This window comes from Rhodococcus sp. Ni2 (genome assembly GCF_021352185.1).
Taxonomy (GTDB): Bacteria; Actinomycetota; Actinomycetes; order Mycobacteriales; family Mycobacteriaceae; genus Rhodococcus_F; species Rhodococcus_F qingshengii.
Map to the genome: position 1 here is coordinate 1,128,582 of NZ_WOXZ01000002.1, position 18,878 is coordinate 1,147,459.

Annotated in this window: 19 protein-coding genes; 13 read left to right on the forward strand and 6 right to left on the reverse strand. The window is 62.6% G+C overall.

Features of this window, described 5'->3' with window-relative positions; genetic code table 11:
* The first annotated feature begins 121 nt into the window (after positions 1 to 121).
* From GN300_RS18855 to GN300_RS18875, 5 genes are all read left to right on the forward strand, one after another.
* Entirely contained in the window at positions 122 to 1,402 is a 1,281-nt protein-coding gene (locus tag GN300_RS18855; protein ID WP_020968906.1) for a DUF445 domain-containing protein, read from the forward strand.
* Between the two features lie 103 nt (positions 1,403 to 1,505).
* Positions 1,506 to 2,012, forward strand: coding sequence for a helix-turn-helix domain-containing protein (locus GN300_RS18860; protein ID WP_003941483.1), 507 nt, complete (start codon positions 1,506 to 1,508; stop codon positions 2,010 to 2,012).
* Positions 2,005 to 2,832, forward strand: a complete 828-nt coding sequence (locus GN300_RS18865) for a heparin-binding hemagglutinin (RefSeq protein ID WP_003941552.1) — start codon at positions 2,005 to 2,007, stop codon at positions 2,830 to 2,832. The genes GN300_RS18860 and GN300_RS18865 overlap by 8 nt, the downstream gene beginning before the upstream one ends.
* A 95-nt stretch (positions 2,833 to 2,927) precedes the next feature.
* Positions 2,928 to 3,224 carry a DUF2516 family protein gene (locus tag GN300_RS18870; protein WP_003941505.1) on the forward strand — a complete coding sequence of 99 codons (297 nt, stop codon included), beginning with the start codon at positions 2,928 to 2,930 and terminating at the stop codon, positions 3,222 to 3,224.
* Between the two features lie 168 nt (positions 3,225 to 3,392).
* Entirely contained in the window at positions 3,393 to 4,424 is a 1,032-nt protein-coding gene (locus tag GN300_RS18875) for an alpha/beta fold hydrolase (protein WP_021333908.1), read from the forward strand.
* A gap of 12 nt (positions 4,425 to 4,436) precedes the next feature.
* On the opposite strand, the gene purU is transcribed toward GN300_RS18875, so the two are convergent.
* Positions 4,437 to 5,324, reverse strand: a complete 888-nt coding sequence (gene purU, locus GN300_RS18880) for a formyltetrahydrofolate deformylase (protein ID WP_003941509.1) — start codon at positions 5,322 to 5,324, stop codon at positions 4,437 to 4,439.
* Positions 5,325 to 5,388: 64 nt separating this feature from the next.
* Between purU and deoC the strand changes: the two genes are divergently transcribed.
* Positions 5,389 to 6,054 (forward strand): deoxyribose-phosphate aldolase, encoded by a 666-nt coding sequence (deoC, locus tag GN300_RS18885; RefSeq protein WP_063315126.1) that lies wholly within the window; start codon positions 5,389 to 5,391, stop codon positions 6,052 to 6,054.
* On the opposite strand, the gene GN300_RS18890 is transcribed toward deoC, so the two are convergent.
* Positions 6,051 to 6,821, reverse strand: coding sequence for a DUF2993 domain-containing protein (locus GN300_RS18890; RefSeq protein WP_007735358.1), 771 nt, complete (start codon positions 6,819 to 6,821; stop codon positions 6,051 to 6,053). The two genes, deoC and GN300_RS18890, sit on opposite strands and share 4 nt — an antisense overlap.
* A 127-nt stretch (positions 6,822 to 6,948) precedes the next feature.
* Between GN300_RS18890 and GN300_RS18895 the strand changes: the two genes are divergently transcribed.
* The 3 genes from GN300_RS18895 to GN300_RS18905 all read left to right on the forward strand — a co-directional run bounded on the left by GN300_RS18895 (position 6,949) and on the right by GN300_RS18905 (position 11,398).
* Complete coding sequence (locus GN300_RS18895; protein ID WP_003941523.1) at positions 6,949 to 7,527, forward strand: hypothetical protein; 579 nt, start codon at positions 6,949 to 6,951, stop codon at positions 7,525 to 7,527.
* 310 nt (positions 7,528 to 7,837) lie between these two features.
* Complete coding sequence (locus tag GN300_RS18900; RefSeq protein WP_042923274.1) at positions 7,838 to 9,274, forward strand: Ig-like domain-containing protein; 1,437 nt, start codon at positions 7,838 to 7,840, stop codon at positions 9,272 to 9,274.
* 81 nt (positions 9,275 to 9,355) lie between these two features.
* On the forward strand, positions 9,356 to 11,398 hold the full coding sequence (locus GN300_RS18905; RefSeq protein ID WP_063314784.1) for an Ig-like domain-containing protein: 2,043 nt from the start codon (positions 9,356 to 9,358) through the stop codon (positions 11,396 to 11,398).
* Between the two features lie 70 nt (positions 11,399 to 11,468).
* Here GN300_RS18905 and GN300_RS18910 read toward each other — a convergent pair whose 3' ends face one another.
* The 3 genes from GN300_RS18910 to GN300_RS18920 form a co-directional block, all read right to left on the reverse strand.
* Entirely contained in the window at positions 11,469 to 12,257 is a 789-nt protein-coding gene (locus tag GN300_RS18910; RefSeq protein ID WP_003941937.1) for a hypothetical protein, read from the reverse strand.
* A 7-nt stretch (positions 12,258 to 12,264) separates the two neighbouring features.
* On the reverse strand, positions 12,265 to 12,765 hold the full coding sequence (locus GN300_RS18915) for a DUF2505 domain-containing protein (RefSeq protein WP_007735352.1): 501 nt from the start codon (positions 12,763 to 12,765) through the stop codon (positions 12,265 to 12,267).
* A gap of 76 nt (positions 12,766 to 12,841) precedes the next feature.
* Positions 12,842 to 13,339: a DUF2505 domain-containing protein gene (locus GN300_RS18920; RefSeq protein WP_042452956.1), complete on the reverse strand. Its 498-nt coding sequence runs from the start codon at positions 13,337 to 13,339 to the stop codon at positions 12,842 to 12,844.
* A 74-nt stretch (positions 13,340 to 13,413) separates the two neighbouring features.
* Here GN300_RS18920 and GN300_RS18925 point away from each other — a divergent pair, with 74 nt between their 5' ends.
* The 4 genes from GN300_RS18925 (at position 13,414) to GN300_RS18940 (ending at position 18,100) form a co-directional block, all read left to right on the forward strand.
* Positions 13,414 to 14,457, forward strand: coding sequence for a UDP-N-acetylmuramate dehydrogenase (locus GN300_RS18925; protein WP_063315125.1), 1,044 nt, complete (start codon positions 13,414 to 13,416; stop codon positions 14,455 to 14,457).
* Between the two features lie 32 nt (positions 14,458 to 14,489).
* Entirely contained in the window at positions 14,490 to 15,686 is a 1,197-nt protein-coding gene (locus tag GN300_RS18930; protein WP_042452959.1) for an Ig-like domain-containing protein, read from the forward strand.
* 120 nt (positions 15,687 to 15,806) lie between these two features.
* Positions 15,807 to 17,345 (forward strand): hypothetical protein, encoded by a 1,539-nt coding sequence (locus GN300_RS18935; RefSeq protein ID WP_063314783.1) that lies wholly within the window; start codon positions 15,807 to 15,809, stop codon positions 17,343 to 17,345.
* A complete protein-coding gene (locus GN300_RS18940) occupies positions 17,342 to 18,100 on the forward strand; it encodes an ESX secretion-associated protein EspG (RefSeq protein WP_063314782.1) in 759 nt (252 codons plus the stop codon). Before GN300_RS18935 ends, GN300_RS18940 begins: the two co-directional genes overlap by 4 nt.
* Before the next feature lie 15 nt (positions 18,101 to 18,115).
* On the opposite strand, the gene GN300_RS18945 is transcribed toward GN300_RS18940, so the two are convergent.
* Entirely contained in the window at positions 18,116 to 18,865 is a 750-nt protein-coding gene (locus GN300_RS18945; protein ID WP_003942076.1) for an SDR family NAD(P)-dependent oxidoreductase, read from the reverse strand.
* Between the last annotated feature and the right edge of the window lie 13 nt (positions 18,866 to 18,878).

Genomic DNA, 18,878 nt, shown 5'->3' on the forward strand with positions numbered 1-18,878 from the left:
CGGTCCAGCTTAATGTCCGCGCCTTTATCTCGGGCACTCACATCCGCAGTTCGGGGGATTAGGTCCTGCAGAATCGGACTTCGTGTCGCTCGCGCTACGCCGCGTCACACCTTTCGGCACAATGGCGAGGGTGCAGCAACTGAGCCTCTCCGCCTTCGACGACGCCGCCAAGCGTCGGGACCTTCGCAAGATGAAGGTCTTCGCTACTGGCCTTCTGGGCTTCGCGACGGTGGTCTACATCTTCTGCCGGTGGCAGGAATCCCGCGGCGCCGGAGAGTGGGTCGGGTACGTCCGGGCCGCGTCCGAGGCAGGCATGGTCGGCGCGCTTGCCGACTGGTTTGCCGTCACCGCGCTCTTCCGTCATCCGATGGGCCTTCCCATCCCGCACACTGCCATCATCAAGCGTAAGAAAGACCAGCTCGGAGCCAGCCTGAGCTCATTCGTCGGTCAAAACTTCCTGGCTCCCGAGGTTGTGTCGGCCAAGGTGCAGCAGGCGCAGATTCCGCTGCGGCTCGGAACGTGGATGGCCGAACCTGCCAACGCCGCTCGCGTCGCCGCCGAGACGTCGACGGTCTTGCGCGGCATGGTCGAGGTTCTTCGCGACGAGGACATCGCCCAGATCATCGACAACACGATCGTGAAGCGTCTGGCCGAGCCCATGTGGGGACCGCCGATCGGCCGAGTGCTCGGTGAACTTCTCAAGGACAACAAGCAACTGCCGATCATCGAATTGCTTGCCGAGCGGGCACATCAGTGGGCTCTCGGCAGCCAGGAGACGATCGATCGTGTGATCGTTCGCGATTCGCCCGCGTGGTCGCCGAAGTTCGTCGACGCCATGCTGGGGGAGAAGATCTACAAGGAACTAGTCGAGTTCACCTGGAAGGTCCGTTCCAACCCCGAACACGAGGTACGCCTCGCCGCCAACCGCTTCCTGATCGACTTCGCCGATGATCTGCAGAACGACCCGGAGACCATCAAGAAGGCCGAGGGGATCAAGGCCGAGATCATGGGTCGCGAGGAAGTGACGGGTCTGGCGTCGTCGACATGGCAGGTTGCCAAGCGGCTCATCATGGAGTCCGTCGACGATCCGAACAGCACCCTGCGGACCAAGGTCGCCGAGAACGTCGCCGGCTTCGGAGTCAGGCTGCGTGACGACGAGTCCATGCGTGAGAAGGTCGACGGCTGGCTGGTGCAGGGCACCAAGTACATCGCGGAGAACTACACCGACGAGATCACTGGAGTCATCAGTGACACCGTCGAGCGGTGGGACGCCGACGAAGCGAGCCAGAAGATCGAGTTGCAGGTCGGTCGAGATCTTCAGTTCATCCGTATCAACGGCACCGTTGTGGGCTCGATCGCCGGACTGCTGATCTACACGATTTCGACGCTCATCTTCGGCTGAGCTGTCCGGTATGTGACGTCCACCACGAGTGCTAGCAGTAGTGCTTGCAATAGTTAGCACCCTCTCCTATTCTGGGAAATGTCCACTGGAAAGGGAGGACGCAATGCCAGCGAAGTCGACGAACTCCGATGACGGAGATCGTGAATCATCCGGTGCCGCAGCCGGAGCAAGCGACTTGGCAGCTCGCGTCGTCAGCTCTGCGGCACACGACATCGGGGGGTTCATTCGTGCACAGCGGGAAGCCGCCCAAGTTTCGATGCGCCAACTCGCTCAACTCGCCGGCGTCAGCAATCCGTATCTGAGTCAGATCGAACGCGGATTGCGCAAACCGTCGGCGGACGTACTGGCGCAAATCGCCAAGGGCCTTCGAGTCTCATCAGAAGTGCTGTACGTCCAAGCGGGATATCTCGAGCAACGCCCGCACAGTCCCATCAGGGACGCGGTGTTGGCCGAGACGGCCATCAACGAACGGCAGAAGCAAGTACTGCTCGAAATCTACGACTCGTTCTGTCGCGAGAACGAGTCGTCAAGACCAGCCGCAGCGCCCGATTTCGCTGAATCGGCCGCAATTCCAGACACCGAGACTTCACTAGGAGAACAAGATGACTGACAAGAACGCCATCGACAGCGTCAAGACCTCGCTCTACGCCGCCGTCGGCGCAGGCGACCTGGTTGTCCAGGCCGTGGCCGATGTAGTTGCTCAGGTTCGTGAGCGCGCCGAGAACACCCAGGGCGATGTCAACGGCCGTGTCGACGGTGCTCGCGAGAAGCTCGCTTCCGTCCAGGGTGACGTTGCCGAGAGCGTCGATGCGCTGCGCGAGCGTCTCGCCGGCCTGCCGTCCGAGCTGCCCGAAGAGCTTGCCGAGCTGCGCGAGAAGTTCTCACCCGAGGAACTCCGCAAGGTCGCCGAGGCATACCTCAAGGTTGCCGGAGATCTGTACAACTCCCTCGCAGAACGTGGCGAAGACGCAGTCGAGCGCATCCGCAAGCAGCCCGCAGTCGAAGAAGGCATCGCTGCTGCAGAGTCGGCACTCGGCGACGCCGTCGAGCTGACCGAAGACGCACTCGGAACCGTTGCTCGTCAGACGCGCGCCGTAGGCGAGCAGGCTGCCAAGCTGGCCGGCCGCGCTGCCGGACGCATCTCGGACACCGCAGAAGAGGTCGGCGAGAAGATCTCTGACGCCGGTGAGAAGATCGCCGACGCAGGCGACGAGGCTGCACTGAAGGTCCTCGACCTCGGTGACCAGGCTGACGAGGCTTCCAAGGAAGCTGCCGCTCGCGTGACTGCTGCTGCTTCCGACGTCCAGGAGCGCGCGACCACCGCCGCGAAGAAGGCCGCTCCGGCCAAGGCTGCACCCGCCAAGGCTGCTCCGGCCAAGGCCACCGCACCGGCTCCGGCCAAGAAGGCTGCTCCGGCCAAGAAGGCCTGATTTGCCCAGCTCCACCTGACGAAGGCTCCCTCACTCAGCCGAGTGTGGGAGCCTTCGTGTTCGTCGGGAACCGGATGAGAACTTAGGATGTAGTTGTGACTCAAGTCGATGGGCTAGTCGGTCTGATCTTTCTCGCACTCAAAGTGCTCGCATTGGTGGGTGCTGTCTACGCGATCGTTCATGCCGTCAGGCAGCGTCCTGACGCTTTCACCGCGGTCAACAAATTGACCAAGCCGATCTGGCTGGGAATTCTGATCGTCGCGGCGTTGATCCTCTTGGCGACGTCCCCTGTCGGGCTCCTGGGCATCATCGCGGTCGTTGCAGTGTGCGTGTATCTCGTCGACGTTCGCCCGCGGGTGGACGACATTCAGCACGGCGGTTCTCGCTGGTAGTTTGCCGCACTCCCGCTCATTCCGAGCCGTGGTTCCCGGCTCATGGTGTGCTGCCCCACTCTTCTCTCCAACGCTGACAACGGGCGTTGTTCGAGTGATAGTGTCGGTTAACGGCAGTCACACATAGATTGCATCCGTCTGTCGTCAGCAGCAGTCAGGGGTAAATGCATGTCCAGTCGTTCGCGCACCACAGAGCTTCGAGTACTGGCAGGCGCCGTCGGAGTGGGAGCACTCGTCGCGGCCGTCGCTGGGATCCGTCATCGGCGATCCACGCGTGGGTTGACTCTTTCGAGCGACGTCGAGCCCAATGCACTCCTGAAGACTCCGACTCTCAAAGCTGACATCAGCGAACTGACCACCGACGACGGTGCGATCATCAATGTCCGGGCTTACGGTCCCGTCGACGGCGATCCGATCGTTCTCAGTCACGGCTGGACGTGCTCCACCGAATTCTGGTACCCGCAGGTCAATGCGCTTGCCGGCGAATATCGCGTCATCACCTACGATCAGCGCGGTCATGGCCGCAGCACCGTCGGCAATCTTCCGCTCGGCCCGGACGTCCTTGCCGACGATCTCTCTGCAGTGCTGGCGGCCACGGTTCGTGAGGACAAGAAGGCCGTCATCGTCGGTCACAGCATGGGCGGGATGAGCATCATCGCCTGGGCGGGTCGTCACCCCGACGAGGTCAAGAAGTACGCGTCGGCGGTCATGCTCGCGAGCACCGCGAGCGAAAGGTTGATCGCCGAGACCACGGTCATCCCACTGCCCAATCGTTTCCCTCGCGTGCCGGTCCCCGTGGGCCGCGCCATCCTCAGTTCGCCCGTTCCGTTCGTCTCCTCGGGCGCCATGACGAAGGCGATCCAGTACGTCTCGATGTCACCGAACGCGACCAAGGCCGAGATTCAGTTCTGCGAGAACATCGTTCGTGAGTGCAAGCCCCGCATCCGTGGAGGTTGGGGAGCAGCGCTGAGCACCCTCGACATTCACGAGGGACTCGACAATCTCGAAGTGCCGACCACCGTGCTCGTCGGTTCGCTCGACCGACTCACTCCGCCGGTCCATGCGCGCAAGCTTGCGCAAGTCCTCGACGACGCCGGCAACCTCGAACGGTTGATCGTGTTGCCGGGCGTCGGTCACATGTCGTCGATCGAGAACATCGACGAGTTCGACAAGGAAATCGTGCGACTGCGCAATCTCTAGCGCAACGCAGCTCTAGCTGAAGACGACCGTCTTGCGCCCGTGGACCAGCACACGATCCTCGAGGTGCCAGCGCAGTCCGCGGGAGAGCACGAGCTTTTCGATGTCTCGACCCTGACGGACCATATCGGCGACATCGTCGGCGTGGTCCACACGGATCACGTCCTGCTCGATGATCGGACCGGCATCGAGTTCGGCGGTCACGTAGTGGCAGGTGGCGCCGATCAACTTCACGCCGCGGGCGAACGCCTGGTGATAGGGGCGGGCACCGATGAACGACGGCAAGAAGCTGTGGTGGATGTTGATCGCGCGCCCGGCCCAGTGCTCGCACAGTGATTCGGGCAGCACCTGCATGAATCGGGCAAGAACCACGGCGTCGGGATTGTGAGCGTCGACCAGGGCGCGGACCTTCTCGAAGGACGGTCCCCGTTCTGCCGGGTCCTTGGCGAACGGAACATGGTGGAAGTCGATCCCGTGGCGCTCGGTGACACTGCGCAGATCTTCGTGGTTTCCGATGACGGCGCTGATTTCTGCGGGGAGTTCCCCGCCCGCGGCGCGGCCAAGGAGGTCATGCAAGCAGTGACCTTCCTTGCTCACGAGCAACACGATCTTCTTGGGTGCGCCGGAGTCGTGAAGAGTCCACTCGGTTTCCGGACCGATCTCGGCCGCAACAGCTTTGAACCGTTCACGAAGCTCGTCGATGCTCATGCTCACCGACGATGCACGGACCGCCTGACGCGTGAAGAACCATCCGGTGTCGGCATCGGCGTGGTATGCAGCCTCCACGATCCATCCACCGACGTCGGTGAGAAAGGTCGAGATGCGTGCGACGATGCCCGTGGTGTCGGGGCAGCCGAGGGACAGAACATAGCGACGATCATCGATCGATGGTGCAGCGGTCATGCGGCCTAGTCTCTCAGGTGCGGCTGCAGCGACGGTCGTGTGGTGGTGTGCCAAGCTTTCCAACATGTCTGAAGCTGCACTCACTCGTTCCCAGGTTGCCGCGATGTTGGACCACACTCTCCTCAAACCCGAAGCCACCGCGGCCGATGTGACCGCCCTGATCGACGAAGCACGCAGCCTCGGTGTGCTGGCTGTCTGTGTCTCGCCGTCGATGTTGCCGATTCGCGCCGAGGGACTTGTGACGGCGGCCGTCGTCGGATTCCCGTCGGGGAAGCATCATTCGCTGGTCAAGGGTGCTGAAGCGCGACTGGCCGTCGATCAAGGCGCAGCCGAGATCGACATGGTCATCGACGTAGGAGCGGCGGTCGCCGGCGACTACAGCGCGGTGTTGGCCGATATCCTCACCGTCCGCGAGGCGATGGGGGAGAGTGCGATCCTCAAAGTGATCCTCGAAACCGCAGCGCTGTCCGACGAGGCTATCGTCGAATGTTGCCGCGCAGCTGTGCGTGCCGGAGCGAACTTCGTCAAGACCTCCACCGGCTTCCACCCCGCGGGTGGAGCGACGGTCGAGGCCGTCGCACTGATGGCGCAGACGGTCGGCCCGGGCGTGGGAGTCAAGGCCAGTGGCGGAATACGTACGACGCAGGCAGCGCTCGACATGATTGCGGCCGGCGCCACCCGCCTCGGACTATCCGGAAGTCGAGCAGTATTGGACGGTCTGGCCGACTAGGTCAGCAGGCCGCAGCTGTCCGGAACCGCCGAGGTGTTCTGGTTGTTCGCGTCGGCGACGGGCATGGCGTAAGCGCCGCCCTCCAACGAGATCTGGATAGCGTCGTCGGTGACGGTCAGCTTCGTGGGCTTCATGTCCAGCGGGTAGGTCTGCAGGCTGTCGGTGAGTGTCTGGACGATGCCGTCGACCAGATCGGTCGGCAGACCCAATCCGAGAATCTCGGCGCCGACGGTCTGGACGTCGACCACACCGTTGGTGACGGTGGGCTTGACCGTGAGCTTCGCGAGCCCGACCGGACCGACGTCGAACGCGAGTGTTCCGGCGCTCGAGTCGGCGGTGACGCCGGAGACGAGCCCGCCGAAGGTCTGTTCCTGCAAGGTGGCGAGAATGCCTGCGGTAGACCAGGTGACGTCGGCGCTGGAGCTGCCGATGGTGCCGCTGTTGCCCGCCGAGGGCTGCAAGTTGATGTCGTTCACCTTCGCGTGAACCTGCATTCCCGTTGCGGGGCCGAACGAAGAGTCGTCACTGTCGATGCTGATGTACGGCACCTTCTTGTCGACTGCCTGCAGGAGTACGGGCTTCCAGCTCAACCCGACGTCTACCTGGGATCCCAGTTCGCTCTGGAACTGATCGGCCATGCAGGTCTTCACCTGGTTGCGTACGTACAGTTCTCCACCGACGAGCGCCGCGACGAGTACGGCGATCACCACGAGAAGGATGATGAGCACTCGGTTGCGCGGACGAGGGTTGTTCGCTGCGACAGTCATTCGCCAGATTCTTCCCGACGAGTCTGAACGAACTCTGTGAATACGCACTTCCTCATTTCTGTGATGCGCGACACACTCGCCCGTAGTCTGTTCGAAACGGCGTTTACGACGGTCACCGGAGGTGGTCATGGCTTCGGACTACGAATCACTCGAACTGCTGGCGCTGCGACAGTGCGGATTTGTCACGGCTCTCCAGGCATCCGAACTGGGTTTCGGTCTGGCGTTGATGGAAGAAATGACGGAATCCGGAACATGGACATGTGAGTGTCGCGGACTTTTTCGCCTCGAACGCGTCAGACATACCGCCTTGGACGAGTTCGCGAAGTGGTGCACGTGGTTCGCCGGTAGCGCCACCGTCTCGCACTACAGTGCCGCAGATCTGCATGGCCTCGGGCACCTGCAACCTCGCTTCATCCACCTCTCCGTTGCGCACCCTCTCGCGGCGCCGACCCGCCAGGTAGCACTGCACCGACTGCCGCTCGCGGACGACGAGTGTGAACAGATCGGGCCCATCCGCATCACCACGCCTTTGCGCACCGTGCACGACCTCGCTTCCGGTGGAATCTCTCAAGTTCTGCTCAACGAAGTAGTCGCCGATGCGGTCGCGATAGGCCGACTGGACGCGCACGAGTTGTATCTCTCGTGTGAGAACGCGAGCGTCGACGTTGCTGTTCGGGTCGAGTTGGCTCTGGCCGCAAGCCTGTAGCCGAGAGAGATCTTCGAGGCTCCTGCGACCTTCTGGCATCACGCCCGAAATCGAATATGACGCCGATATCAGAGATTTGTAAATCGCTATTTTCGGGCGACTGTTTTGTCTTTAGCGCAGGTAAGAACGCATCCAGATGTGCGGTTCGGGACGTTCAGCCCACTGTTACTGCAGTTCGGCGATGTCGCCGATGAACTAAATCTGCGAAAAGCGTAGTTACTTTGCAGTCAATGGGATAACGTCACGGCATCGAAAGCAGACGGACGCTTGTCCTGGACGCCTGTCTGCCCCGTTGTCGAGAGGGATCTGGATGTCCGTGAGTGGTGTTCGTCGTGTTGTCGGTGGGTTGAGTGTTTTTGCTGTTTCTGCGGGCTTCGCGGTGGTTGCGGGCGTCGGGGTTGCTGGTGCGGCTCCGGTGACGGCGGAGTTCAATTCGAGTGGTTACAAGATCACACGAACGATCAGTAACGCGACGCCGTCGGAAGGTGATGTGATCACCTCTACGACAGTGTTCAAGCGGACCGACTTTGTGGTCAATTACCTCTACGCGGTTCGGGATTTTCATCCGTCGTGCATGACGTATGTCGAGGGCTCGGCGAAGGTGAACGGGAAGGCCTATTCCCCGGAAACGCCGGTGAGCGCTGATTCTGTGCGTGTGAGCGCGAGCATCACGGATTGGCCGTTGTATCAGAACAATACGAAGTCGTTCGAGTTTCAGTATCGGGTCGGCGCAGGATGTGAGCGCGGGACCGATCTGGCAAGCACAGTGCATTTCGACGGTTCGGCTTGGGTGAATGACACGACAAATGGTCGTGGTCCTTCGGTCAACATTCAGAAGAACGTCTCGACGACAGCACTTGCGCCCGTCGGTGGCGCTCAGGTGGGGCAACCGGTGACGCTGAGCGCGACGGTGACCGGTGGTGCCGACGGTGATTCGGTGGAGTTCTTCGACGCCGCCACCAAGATTGGTGCGGGTACCCTCGCCAATGGTGTTGCAACACTTGCCTGGACACCGACCACCCGTGGAGACCACTCGATCACAGCGAAGTTCGCCGACACGGCGCGTGCCGTCGGCTCCGCTTCGGCAGCGCTGATCGTGAACGTTTCGCAGGCCGATGCTCAGTCCAGCACGACTCTGGCGCCGATCTCGGGCGCGCAGGTCGGCAAGTCGACCAATCTCAAAGCGACTGTGTCCGCGTCGGGCACCGGTGGAACGGTCACGTTCAAGGTCGGCGGAACGGTGCTCGCTTCGGTGCCGGTGGCAGGCAACGGTGAAGCGACCTATGCCTGGGTTCCGACGGTCGCCGGTGCACAGACGGTGGAAGCCGTATTCGCCGGTCGATCCGGTGTCACCGGGTCGAGTACCACCGCGAATGTGACAGTCGCCGAACAGCCCGCCGGAACAACAAGCTCCACAACAGATCTCAGCGTAGTAGCGGGCCAGGTCGGCGTTGCCCAGACGATCTCCGCTCAAATCAGCCCCGCCAATGCGGGTGGCACAGTCACCTTCAAGGACGGCGAGACCGTCATCGGCACGGCCACGGTCGATTCATCCGGAAAGGCCAGCCTTTCGTGGAAGCCCGCAACTCAAGGGCAGCGAGTTGTCGCGGCGGAGTACTCGGGCGCCGGCACGGTGACGGCATCGTCCGATCAGGTCTCCGTCCAGATCGCCGCACCCGTCGACGGTGAAGAACCAGGCAACGGCACCGGTTCGCTCGGCAGCCTCGGCAACATCTTCGGCTCCTAGCAATCGATACCCGGTGATGCCCCGCCCGCTTCAGGTGGTGGGGCATCACCCATATCCCTCACTTCTCGAGAAGGAAAATCTATGTCTGTAGGTTCTGCACGTCGTGCAGTTGCAGGTCTGAGTGTGTTTGCTGTTGCTGCGGGTTTCGCGGTGGTTGCGGGTGTCGGGGTTGCGGGAGCTGCGCCGGAGACACCGGGTTCGTTGACGTGGAATGCGAACAACTACGAATACACGCGGACGATCAGCAATGTGACTCCGTCCGAGGGCGAGACGATCACCGTGAAGACTGTGTTCAAGCGGAAGAACATCGTCGTGGATTACCTGTATGCGATCAAGGATGTTCATCCGACATGTCTGACGTACGTCGAGGGTTCAGCGAAGGTGAATGGTTCGACGCGGAGTGTCGAGTCCAAGGGTGCTGATTTTGTTCGTGTGAAGGGGTCACTGACAGAGTGGCCGCTGTACAACAACGACTCGAAGACTTTCGAGTTCAAGTACACGGTGGGCGCGGATTGTGCGCGTGAGGTGCCGTTGGATACTTCGGTGCATTACAACGCGTCAGTGACGAGTTCCGATTTCCAGAACAAGGGCCCGGCGGTGACGGTGTCGAAGAACATTTCGACGACGACGCTGTCACCGACCAGTGGCGTGAAGTTGGGACAACTTGTTCCGCTGAGCGCGACGGTGACCGGTGGTGCCGACGGTGATTCGGTGGAGTTCTTCGACGGTGCCACCAAGGTCGGTGCGGGCGCGCTCGCCAATGGTGTTGCAACGCTTGCCTGGACACCGGCTGACGTCCGAACCCACAGCGTGACGGCCAAGTATCTCGGTAATGCAAAGGTAGCGACTTCCACGTCGTCGGCTGTCGACGTCGTAGTGTCCGAAGCCGACAAGAGCACTGCCACCACGATCACCGGTCCCTCAAGCGCGGTTGCAGGTGAGTCCGTGACCGTCGAGGCTACGGTGTCGCCCACTCCGGCGGGTGGCACGGTGCAGTTCAAGGACGGTGCAACCGACCTCGGCGGCGCCGTTCCCGTCGATGCCAACGGCAAGGCTTCGCTGACGAATTCCTATGTAGTCGGAGCGCATTCGATCGTGGCGGTGTACTCCGGTTCCGGTGTCTACCAGACTTCGACGTCGGCGCCACATGCGCTGACAGTCGCTCCGGTGGTGGTCGAGGAGAACACAACGACTACCCTCGTCGGCCCGTCGACAGGTTCGACAGGGGAGGCCTTGTCGTTCACTGCCTCCGTCTCGACCGGTGCTGCAGGCGGAACCGTGCAGTTCAAGGAAGGTGGCAGGGATCTGGGATCCCCGGTTCCCGTGGATGCCTCAGGTAAGGCAACAACCACGCCGACCTTCAACGTGGCGGGCGAGTACAGCATCACCGCAGTGTTCTCGGGCTCGGGCAACTACGTGGGTTCGACATCGAACGCCCAGACCGTGAACGTCAAGGCGCCGGCTCCCACCGACCAGCAGACCCAGACGGTCTTGACCGTTCCGGCGGATGCAAAAACCGGTACGGCAGTTGGTCTGTCCGTAACCGTTACGCCGACGCCGGTGGGCGGCACAGTGCAGTTCAAGGACGGCTCGGGCAATCTCGGCTCGCCGGTGCCGGTCGTCGAGGGCAAGGCGTCGATCATGCACGAGTTCGCGAGCGTCGGTACGCACGACATCACGGCCGTCTACTCGGGTGCAACAGGATTCCTCACCTCTACCTCGGCCGCTCAGTCGGTTTCGGTCACGGCTCCGGCCGCGGAGGATCAGGAAACGTCCATCACCGTGAGCGCTCCGGCGTCAGCGGTCAAGGGCGCGAAGGTTGATCTCGTTGCGGCAGTGGTACCTACGCTCAGCGCAGGAACGGTTCAGTTCATGGACGGAACCACCCCGATCGGTGGACCAGTTGCGGTGGTGAACGGTAAGGCCACGCTCTCGCACACCTTCACCGAACTCGGAGATCGCCGAATCACCGCGGTGTTCAGCGGAACTGACGGCTATCTCGGTTCCGAGACCCAGGCCGCAGTCACCGTCAAGGTCACGGCAGAGTCCGACGGCGGCGATCCCGGCAACGGCGGCAGTTCGACCGGTTCACTGGGAAGCCTGGAAAACATCTTCGGGTCCTAGCCCGACGCCTGCACACGGACGCCCCGCCGCGGAGAACACCTCCGCGGCGGGGCGTTTCCCGTCTGTGAGTTCAGGGATTCGGCGCTACGACGTGCCAGGGCACGGTCAGGATGCAGTCACGAAGACGTCGCCGCGCGGGCTGCACGGGAATTCCTTGCGCCCGAAGAATTTCCAATGCGGCAGCCCAACGATGGCGAGGTCCGAACGAGGCGTGCGGCGCGGCGGTGGCCCAGGCTCGATCGGCCGCGCTGAGCAACGCGTGGATCGGCTCACCGGGAACGTTGCGGTGGATGAGAGCCTTCGGGAGACGTTCCGCGATGTCGGAAGGGCGCTCGATGTCGAAGGGATCCCAGGCCAGTGTCAGGGTCAATGGACGATCAGCGTCGAGAAGCACCCAGGCGCAACGTCTCCCGAGCTCGTCGCAGGTTCCGTCGAGTAGCAGCCCGCCCGGTGCGAGACCGGACTGAATGTGTGACCACGCAGAGTCCACAGCCTCCTCCGGGTACTGCCGGAGCACGTTGAAGGCGCGTACGAAAACGGGTGTGAGACCGGCAAGTTCGAATCCACCACGGGCGAAGCTGACACCGTCACGACTCTCGACCACGCGGGCGGGGTCGATCTCGAGCCCGATGACGCGTCGATCCCGCCGGACAGCGGTGAGGCGGCTTGCCATCTCGAAGGTGGTGTCCGGCCTCGCCCCGTACCCGAGGTCGACGATCAACGGATCGGTCGCGTTGTTCAGGGCGTGCGCGATAGTGCGGTTGTGCACGATCCACCGGTCACTACGTCGCAGTCTGTTGATTCCCGTCGTGCCACGGGTGATGACCCCCTCGATCTTCGGGGGTGGAGCTTTCTTCACGGCGGGTTCAGCGTGCGGCGAGCCAGGTCGCGGTGACCTGGGCTTCGGTGCGGAACAGATCTACGAGGTTGATGAGCATCAGTTGCTCCAACTTCGCGCCGATGAACGGTATGAAGACCTTGGCCTCGGACGTGGTTCGCAGCGTGGACCCGGTATCGGTCGCGAACAACTCCATGGTGCCGGACAAACTCCCCGGCCCGGCCGGGATGGACGCTTCGTACGTTCCGGTCACGGTGTCACCGAAGGCGCCGTACGACTCCTTACGAGTGATGACAAGATCCTTCTTCATCACTGTCTGAGCGATGTCAGGCAAATCCGTGCGCGGAAGAATGTGGTGGAGCACGAGATCGATTCCGGAATCGGTGACCTCGAAATGTTCCACATGGTTCTCGGAATGCTTGCGCATCTCCTCGACACGGGCCTCCCAGTACGAGCGGTCCGCCAGCGCCGCATAGACCTGCTCGGGGGAGTGCTGATAGCGGGCGGAGTAGTCGATGCGGCGAGCCATGATCGGAAAGAATACCGGTTACACGCTGTGACAAGCCAAATCGGCTGTATCCACAACTGCCGCCGCCCGCAGGGTTTTACTTCGTGATCCACTCCCGGGTGAAATCCTGTTCGGCTTGGATGAGCCGGACAACCTCGTCGACAATCGCACTTTCGATCTTTCCGCCGAGGAACGGGATCTTGACCTCGACCTCACCGTCGATCTCGAGAGTGGCGGAGTTCTCGTCACCTGTCAGCACCTGCGTGCCCTCGACACGGGCGGGAACGCCGTCGACGTGGGCGGAGAAGGTGCCGGTGGCCTTGCCGTCCTTGAAAGGCGCCATCGTTTCACTGCGCTTGATGACGATGTCGCCGTTGACGACTTTCGACACCATGCTGGGGAGATGCTCTGCGGCAATGATCTGCGACATCGTGACCGCGACGGTCTCGTCGCGAACGGTCAGCTCTTCGATCGTTGCGCCGGGACCACCGACAGCGACGATTCGGTCGCGCCAGTACTGCTCGGAGGTCACCGCCTCATGGACCTTCTCGGCGGGGACTGTGTACTTCGACGAATGCTCGATGCGACGGCTCACGATTGTGGAGGCTACCGTTTATCGATGTGTGGGACGTAACCATTGGCAGACGCGTCGTGGAATCAGGCGCTTTCGTGTCCGAGAACGTTGACTTGTCGGGATTGACGACGCTCCGAATCGGGGGACCGGCGCGGCTGCTCGCCGAATGTCCGACGACGCAGTCGTTGATCGACGTCGTGACGCTGCTCGATCGCGAGCAGATCCCGACGCTGATTCTCGCCGGCGGATCCAATCTCGTGATCTCCGACTCGGGATTCGACGGAGTTGTCGTTCGTGTGGCCAACACCACCGTGAGCCTCGACACGGACCGCGTCGTTGCCGAAGCGGGTGCCGTGTGGGACGAAGTAGTCGGTCAATCGGTCGCCGCGGAACTGGGTGGCCTCGAGTGCCTGTCCGGGATTCCGGGCTCGACCGGTGCGACGCCGGTGCAGAACGTCGGCGCGTACGGCGTCGAGGTGGGCTCGCGGCTCCGGCGGGTTCAATTGCTCGACCGACGCAGTAGCGAAGTGTCGTGGGTCGAACCGTCGAAACTCGAATTGGGTTACCGGTCGAGCGTCCTCAAGCATTCCGATGCAGCAGTGGTTCTCGCCGTCGAATTCGATGCGTCGACCGACGGACTGAGTGCCCCGCTCGCGTACCGCGAACTGTTCACCGCACTCGGGGCCGAAGAAGGCGAGCGGTTACCTGCGTCGCAGGTCCGCGAGGCAGTTCTGGGACTTCGGACGGGTAAGGCGATGGTGCTCGATCCGTACGACCACGACACCTGGAGCGCGGGTTCCTTCTTCACCAACCCCGTGGTGCCGGACGACAAGCTGCCCGCCGTGCTCGGAGCAATCGCCGAACAGCTCGGAGACGTCACAGTGCCGCAGTTCCCGGGCAGCGGTGGAACCAAGCTCTCGGCCGGATGGTTGATCGAACGGGCCGGATTCTCGAAGGGTTATCCCGGTGAAGATGCACCGGCCAGGCTGTCGACCAAACACACCTTGGCGTTGACCAACAGAGGGTCGGCAACGAGCGCGGATGTGGTCTCGCTCGCGCGGACAGTACGCGACGGCGTCGAAGCCGCGTTCGGTGTCCACCTGGAACCGGAACCGGTAACTGTGGGCTGCACCGTCTGACTCCTGACAGAGCCCGCAGGTAGCCTGTTGAAGTGCATGAGCTGGGTGGTAGGAGAAGTCGTTCGCGTCTTGTTGCGTTGGTAGCTGTATTGCTCGCTGTGATGGTGGCCGTCGTCGGCTGCACGATCGGCGGCAAGGACGGACAGGGCGGCGCGGCGGCCGCCGAACCAGCACCGGTGGCGACTGTGGTGTCGACGCCGGCGCCCGGCACCAAAGATGTCAGCCCGGTCGCTCCCGTCTCGGTGGCGGTGACCCAGGGAACGCTGTCCGACGTCAGCCTCAGCAACGCAGCCGGTAAAGCCGTTGCAGGACAATTGTCGCCTGACAAGACATCGTTCACCGTCAGTGAGGCACTCGGCTACGGCACCACGTATTCGTGGTCGGGCTCGGCAACCGGGACCGACGGTAAATCCGTGCCAGTCCAAGGGAGCTTTACGACGGTTGCCCCGGAGTCGACCACCGGCGCCACCCTCAACATCGCCGACGGCCAAGAAGTTGGTATCGCGGCACCGATCACGTTGCAGTTCGACAACTCCGTCGTCGACAAGGCGGCCGTCGAGAAGGCGCTTGTCGTGACCACCGTGCCGCCCACCGCCGGATCGTGGGCTTGGCTGGCCGACGACAACGGCGGATCGCGGGCCCATTGGCGTCCGGCCGATTACTGGGTGCCGGGCACGACTGTCCATCTGGACGCCAAGCTGTACGGCTTGAACTACGGCGGTGGCGCCTTCGGCGACCAGGATCTCACGCTCGACTTCACGATCGGTCGTAGCCAGATCGTGAAGGCGAATGCGCCCAGCCACCGCATGCAGGTGGTGCGCGACGGTCAGACGATCATGGACATTCCCGTCAGCTACGGCGAGGGAAACGAACCTCGAAACGTCACGCGCAGCGGCATTCACATGGTGACGGAGAAGTACGAAGACTTCATGATGTCCAATCCGCCGTTCTACGAGAACGTGCGTGAGCGTTGGGCGGTGCGCATCTCCAACAACGGCGAATTCATCCACGCCAATCCTGAGACCACCGGGGTGCAGGGCTCGTCGAACGTCACGAACGGTTGCATCAACCTGTCGACATCCGACGCGCAGGAATACTTCGGAACCGCCCTCTACGGTGACCCCGTAGAGGTGACCGGCACGTCGATCGACCTGTCTCCTGCGGACGGCGACATCTACGACTGGGCAATCGATCTGCCGACCTGGAAGTCGATGTCGGCACTGCCGTAACTCTGTACTGCGGTAAATCCGTGGATGAGGGAACCGTCCGGGCTCTGCTTGCGTCTGTACAGGTAAGTGCTGTCGGCTCGGGGGAGTCCGACGGGGGTTTTCGACTTCAGGGGGACAGCGGTGGGCATTCCATTTCTGGAAGACGTGCTGGGAAGAATCTCCGAAGCGACGCAGGCCGTGCCTCCTGGCGTGGCGGCATTGCCAGTTGTCGGCACTCCCATCGCGAGCGCAATCGCTACATCTGCTCTGGTGCAATCCATAACCGACGACCGCGGCGCGTTCGACGACGAGATGGCTGCTGCGACCGTCGACGCCGATGTGGAGCGCGCACGAGCCTGGGGTGAGCGCGATGCCCTCACCGCCCAGACGTCGTCGCTCGAGTACAGCGAACACGCAATCGTGGACGACGATCCGTTCGATGCGATGTCGCACTCCGAAATCTTCGACCACGTCAACGAGATGAATCCGGCAACCCTGAGTGCGATCGGTGAGGCTTGGAAGGCCATTGCAGGCCGGGTCGAAGCCGGCATCGGGAAGTTCCAGAACGACGTGAACGGTGCGATCACCGAAGGCTGGCAGGGGCGCGGCGGCTCGGCTGCGCTGGAAGCAGTGCTGGTCTACTCGGCTGATGCGGGTGAGCTGAAGGTGCGGGTCGATCTGATCTCGAACAAGATCGAGGAGGCGAAGATCGCACTCGACGAGGCCAAACGCTCGATTCCGGCCCCCGACGGCGCCTCGACGGTCGAGAGGTTTCTCAGCATGGTTCCCGGGGCTACATGGAAGCAGGCCCAATACGAAGCGGAAGAAGCCGAACGTCAAGCGCGCCAGGTGATGAAGGACGTGTATCTGCCGTCCATGAAGCGTGCGGACGATCAGGTGCCGATCCTCCCGGCCGCATTCAATCCGGTCACCGGCGGTGGAGGGGCTGGAAGTGGCGGGGCTGGAAGTGGCGGCGCATTCGGTGGTGGTGGTGCCGACGGCGGGAACTTTTCGGGTCCAGGAAACGGGCTCGGCACGCCATCTACATCGGGTGGCGGAATTGGCGGGGGAGCGGACGGTGGAAACTCCGGTGGGGCAAACCCGCCCGGACACGGTTCCGGTCAGAATCCATCCGGCACCGATTCCGGAAATGGTGACAACCGTAGCGGCGTTGATGCCCAAGGGAATCCGAACGTCGATGCAGTTCGATCCGGAACCGATTCCGACCCGGCCGGGACCACGGCGGCACATGCCGGTCCACTGTCCGCCGGTGCAGCGCCAGATGGCCTAGCTCGTGCAACTCCGAATGGTGCTCAGCTCGGTTCCGGAGTGCCTTCAGGCCTCATGGGTAGCGGTTCGGGTGGTGGTTCCGCAGGTGGAATCGGTACCGGAGGCTTCGGGCCAGGTGGAACCGGAGGTGGCGCTCTCGGCCCTGGCGGCGTGGGCGGCCTCGCCAATGGCGGGCGTGGGGGCGTCAACGGAACTGGCGGTACCTCGGCGACGGGCGCGCAGAGCGGTCGGGGCGCGATGGGTGGCGTCGGCGGCATGGCACCGGGACGAGGGCAAGGGCAAGACGAAGACAACGTTCACGACACCCCCGGCTACCTCGTCACCGTCGAGAACGGCAATGCCCTGGTCGGCGACCTACCGATGGTCTCCCCGGCGGTGCTGGGCGAATGACCACCATGCAGTGGCAGTTCACCGGCCTCGAATTCCAGATTCTCTGGGAAGCGGTCGGACGTGACCGACTCCCGTACCCGCTGCGGTTTCGTCCGACGGCCGAAACCATGAACGAGCTGACAGAAGAGCGACGTCGAGCGGGAGCACACCTGGCTTGGTTGCTCGACGATCGGCTGCATCACGTTCTCGGTGCTCTTGCGAATCCTGATGCTCGCGTGGAGGTTTTCGGTTTTCACGGGCAGAACATGAGTACGGTGACGCGATTGCACGGCGTTGTTGCCGGCGACCTGGGGGTGCTCCTGACTCAACTGCCCGGCAGGACTGTCGACTGTGGCTCCGACGTGGTTTTCACCGTGGTACGCCCATCGGCAATTCCACGGATGCTCGTCGATCACCTGCCGACCTGCCCCGCTGGATCGGAGCGTGGTGTGAGCATCGAAAGGCCGAAAACTTCCGGTAGAGCGAGCTTTCTGAGCAGTGCTGCCGGTGCGCGCGGGAGCGAGGAAGTGAGCAGATTCTTCGGCCGAGAGCGGACCTCGATCGGTGAAGTCACCACATACCCGGGAGGAGCGGTGGACAGCAGACCGACAGACGACGGAATAACGTTCCACTGGTACGACTATGCCGGAGATGGTCGGTACATCGTCACCGCTGGTGAAACCGTAAGTGCCCGTAGCGCTTCCACGGAAATGACGGAGGCCGAGATTGCACGCAATCTCGGCCTCGTCCTGCACCGGGTGATTCGCACTGGTTAGTCAGAACGATTCGAACTAGCTGGTGGTGCGGTGGAACCGACCGGGGCTTGCCTGATCCCTCGGCTTGACGATGATCTGATCGAGGTTCACATGTGACGGCCGCGACGCGACAAAACCGATGATCTCGGCGATGTCCTGCGCCACCAACGGTGTGATTCCCTCGTACACCTTGTCGGCCTTGTCCTGATCGCCCTCGAACCGGACGAGTGAGAACTCCGTCTCGACGGCTCCCGGCGCGATTTCGGTCAGTCGAACGGGCTTGCCCAACAGTTCACCACGCAATGTCCGATGAAGGACGGCTTGAGCGTGCTTGGCGGTGGTGTAGCCCGAGCCGTTGTCGTATGCCTCCAGCGCGGCCACCGAGGTGATGGTCACGACCAGACCGTCACCCGAATCGATCAGCTTGGGCAGCAGTGCCTTCGTCACACGCAACGTGCCCAGAACATTGGTCTCCCACATCCACCGCCAGTCGTCCAGATCGGCGTCCAGGACTGTTGCCAGACCCTTTGCACCACCCGCGTTGTTGACCAACACGTCGACACGGGGGACCACGGCCGCAAACGCGTCGACGGAATCCTCGTCGGTGACGTCGAGTTCGAGAGCGGTACCACCGATTTCCTCGGCGATCTTCTCGAGACGATCGACGCGGCGAGCACCGATCACGACGTGGAATCCCTGAGCTGCCAGGGTGCGGGCGGTGGCCTCACCGATGCCGGAGCTGGCTCCGGTGACTACGGCGATGCGGGCATCGGAAGAAATGGTCATGATGCAATCGTAG

Bases quoted from the DNA above. Each gene is read 5' to 3' on its own strand.
- GN300_RS18860 (WP_003941483.1), top strand. From the start codon at position 1,506: ATGCCAGCGAAGTCGACGAACTCCGATGACGGAGATCGTGAATCATCC.
- GN300_RS18895 (WP_003941523.1), top strand. From the start codon at position 6,949: ATGGCTTCGGACTACGAATCACTCGAACTGCTGGCGCTGCGACAGTGC.
- GN300_RS18945 (WP_003942076.1), bottom strand. From the start codon at position 18,865: ATGACCATTTCTTCCGATGCCCGCATCGCCGTAGTCACCGGAGCCAGC.
- deoC (WP_063315126.1), top strand. From the start codon at position 5,389: ATGTCTGAAGCTGCACTCACTCGTTCCCAGGTTGCCGCGATGTTGGAC.
- GN300_RS18855 (WP_020968906.1), top strand. From the start codon at position 122: ATGGCGAGGGTGCAGCAACTGAGCCTCTCCGCCTTCGACGACGCCGCC.
- purU (WP_003941509.1), bottom strand. From the start codon at position 5,324: ATGACCGCTGCACCATCGATCGATGATCGTCGCTATGTTCTGTCCCTC.
- GN300_RS18890 (WP_007735358.1), bottom strand. From the start codon at position 6,821: ATGACTGTCGCAGCGAACAACCCTCGTCCGCGCAACCGAGTGCTCATC.
- GN300_RS18915 (WP_007735352.1), bottom strand. From the start codon at position 12,765: ATGGCTCGCCGCATCGACTACTCCGCCCGCTATCAGCACTCCCCCGAG.
- GN300_RS18940 (WP_063314782.1), top strand. From the start codon at position 17,342: ATGACCACCATGCAGTGGCAGTTCACCGGCCTCGAATTCCAGATTCTC.
- GN300_RS18865 (WP_003941552.1), top strand. From the start codon at position 2,005: ATGACTGACAAGAACGCCATCGACAGCGTCAAGACCTCGCTCTACGCC.
- GN300_RS18905 (WP_063314784.1), top strand. From the start codon at position 9,356: ATGTCTGTAGGTTCTGCACGTCGTGCAGTTGCAGGTCTGAGTGTGTTT.
- GN300_RS18900 (WP_042923274.1), top strand. From the start codon at position 7,838: ATGTCCGTGAGTGGTGTTCGTCGTGTTGTCGGTGGGTTGAGTGTTTTT.
- GN300_RS18875 (WP_021333908.1), top strand. From the start codon at position 3,393: ATGTCCAGTCGTTCGCGCACCACAGAGCTTCGAGTACTGGCAGGCGCC.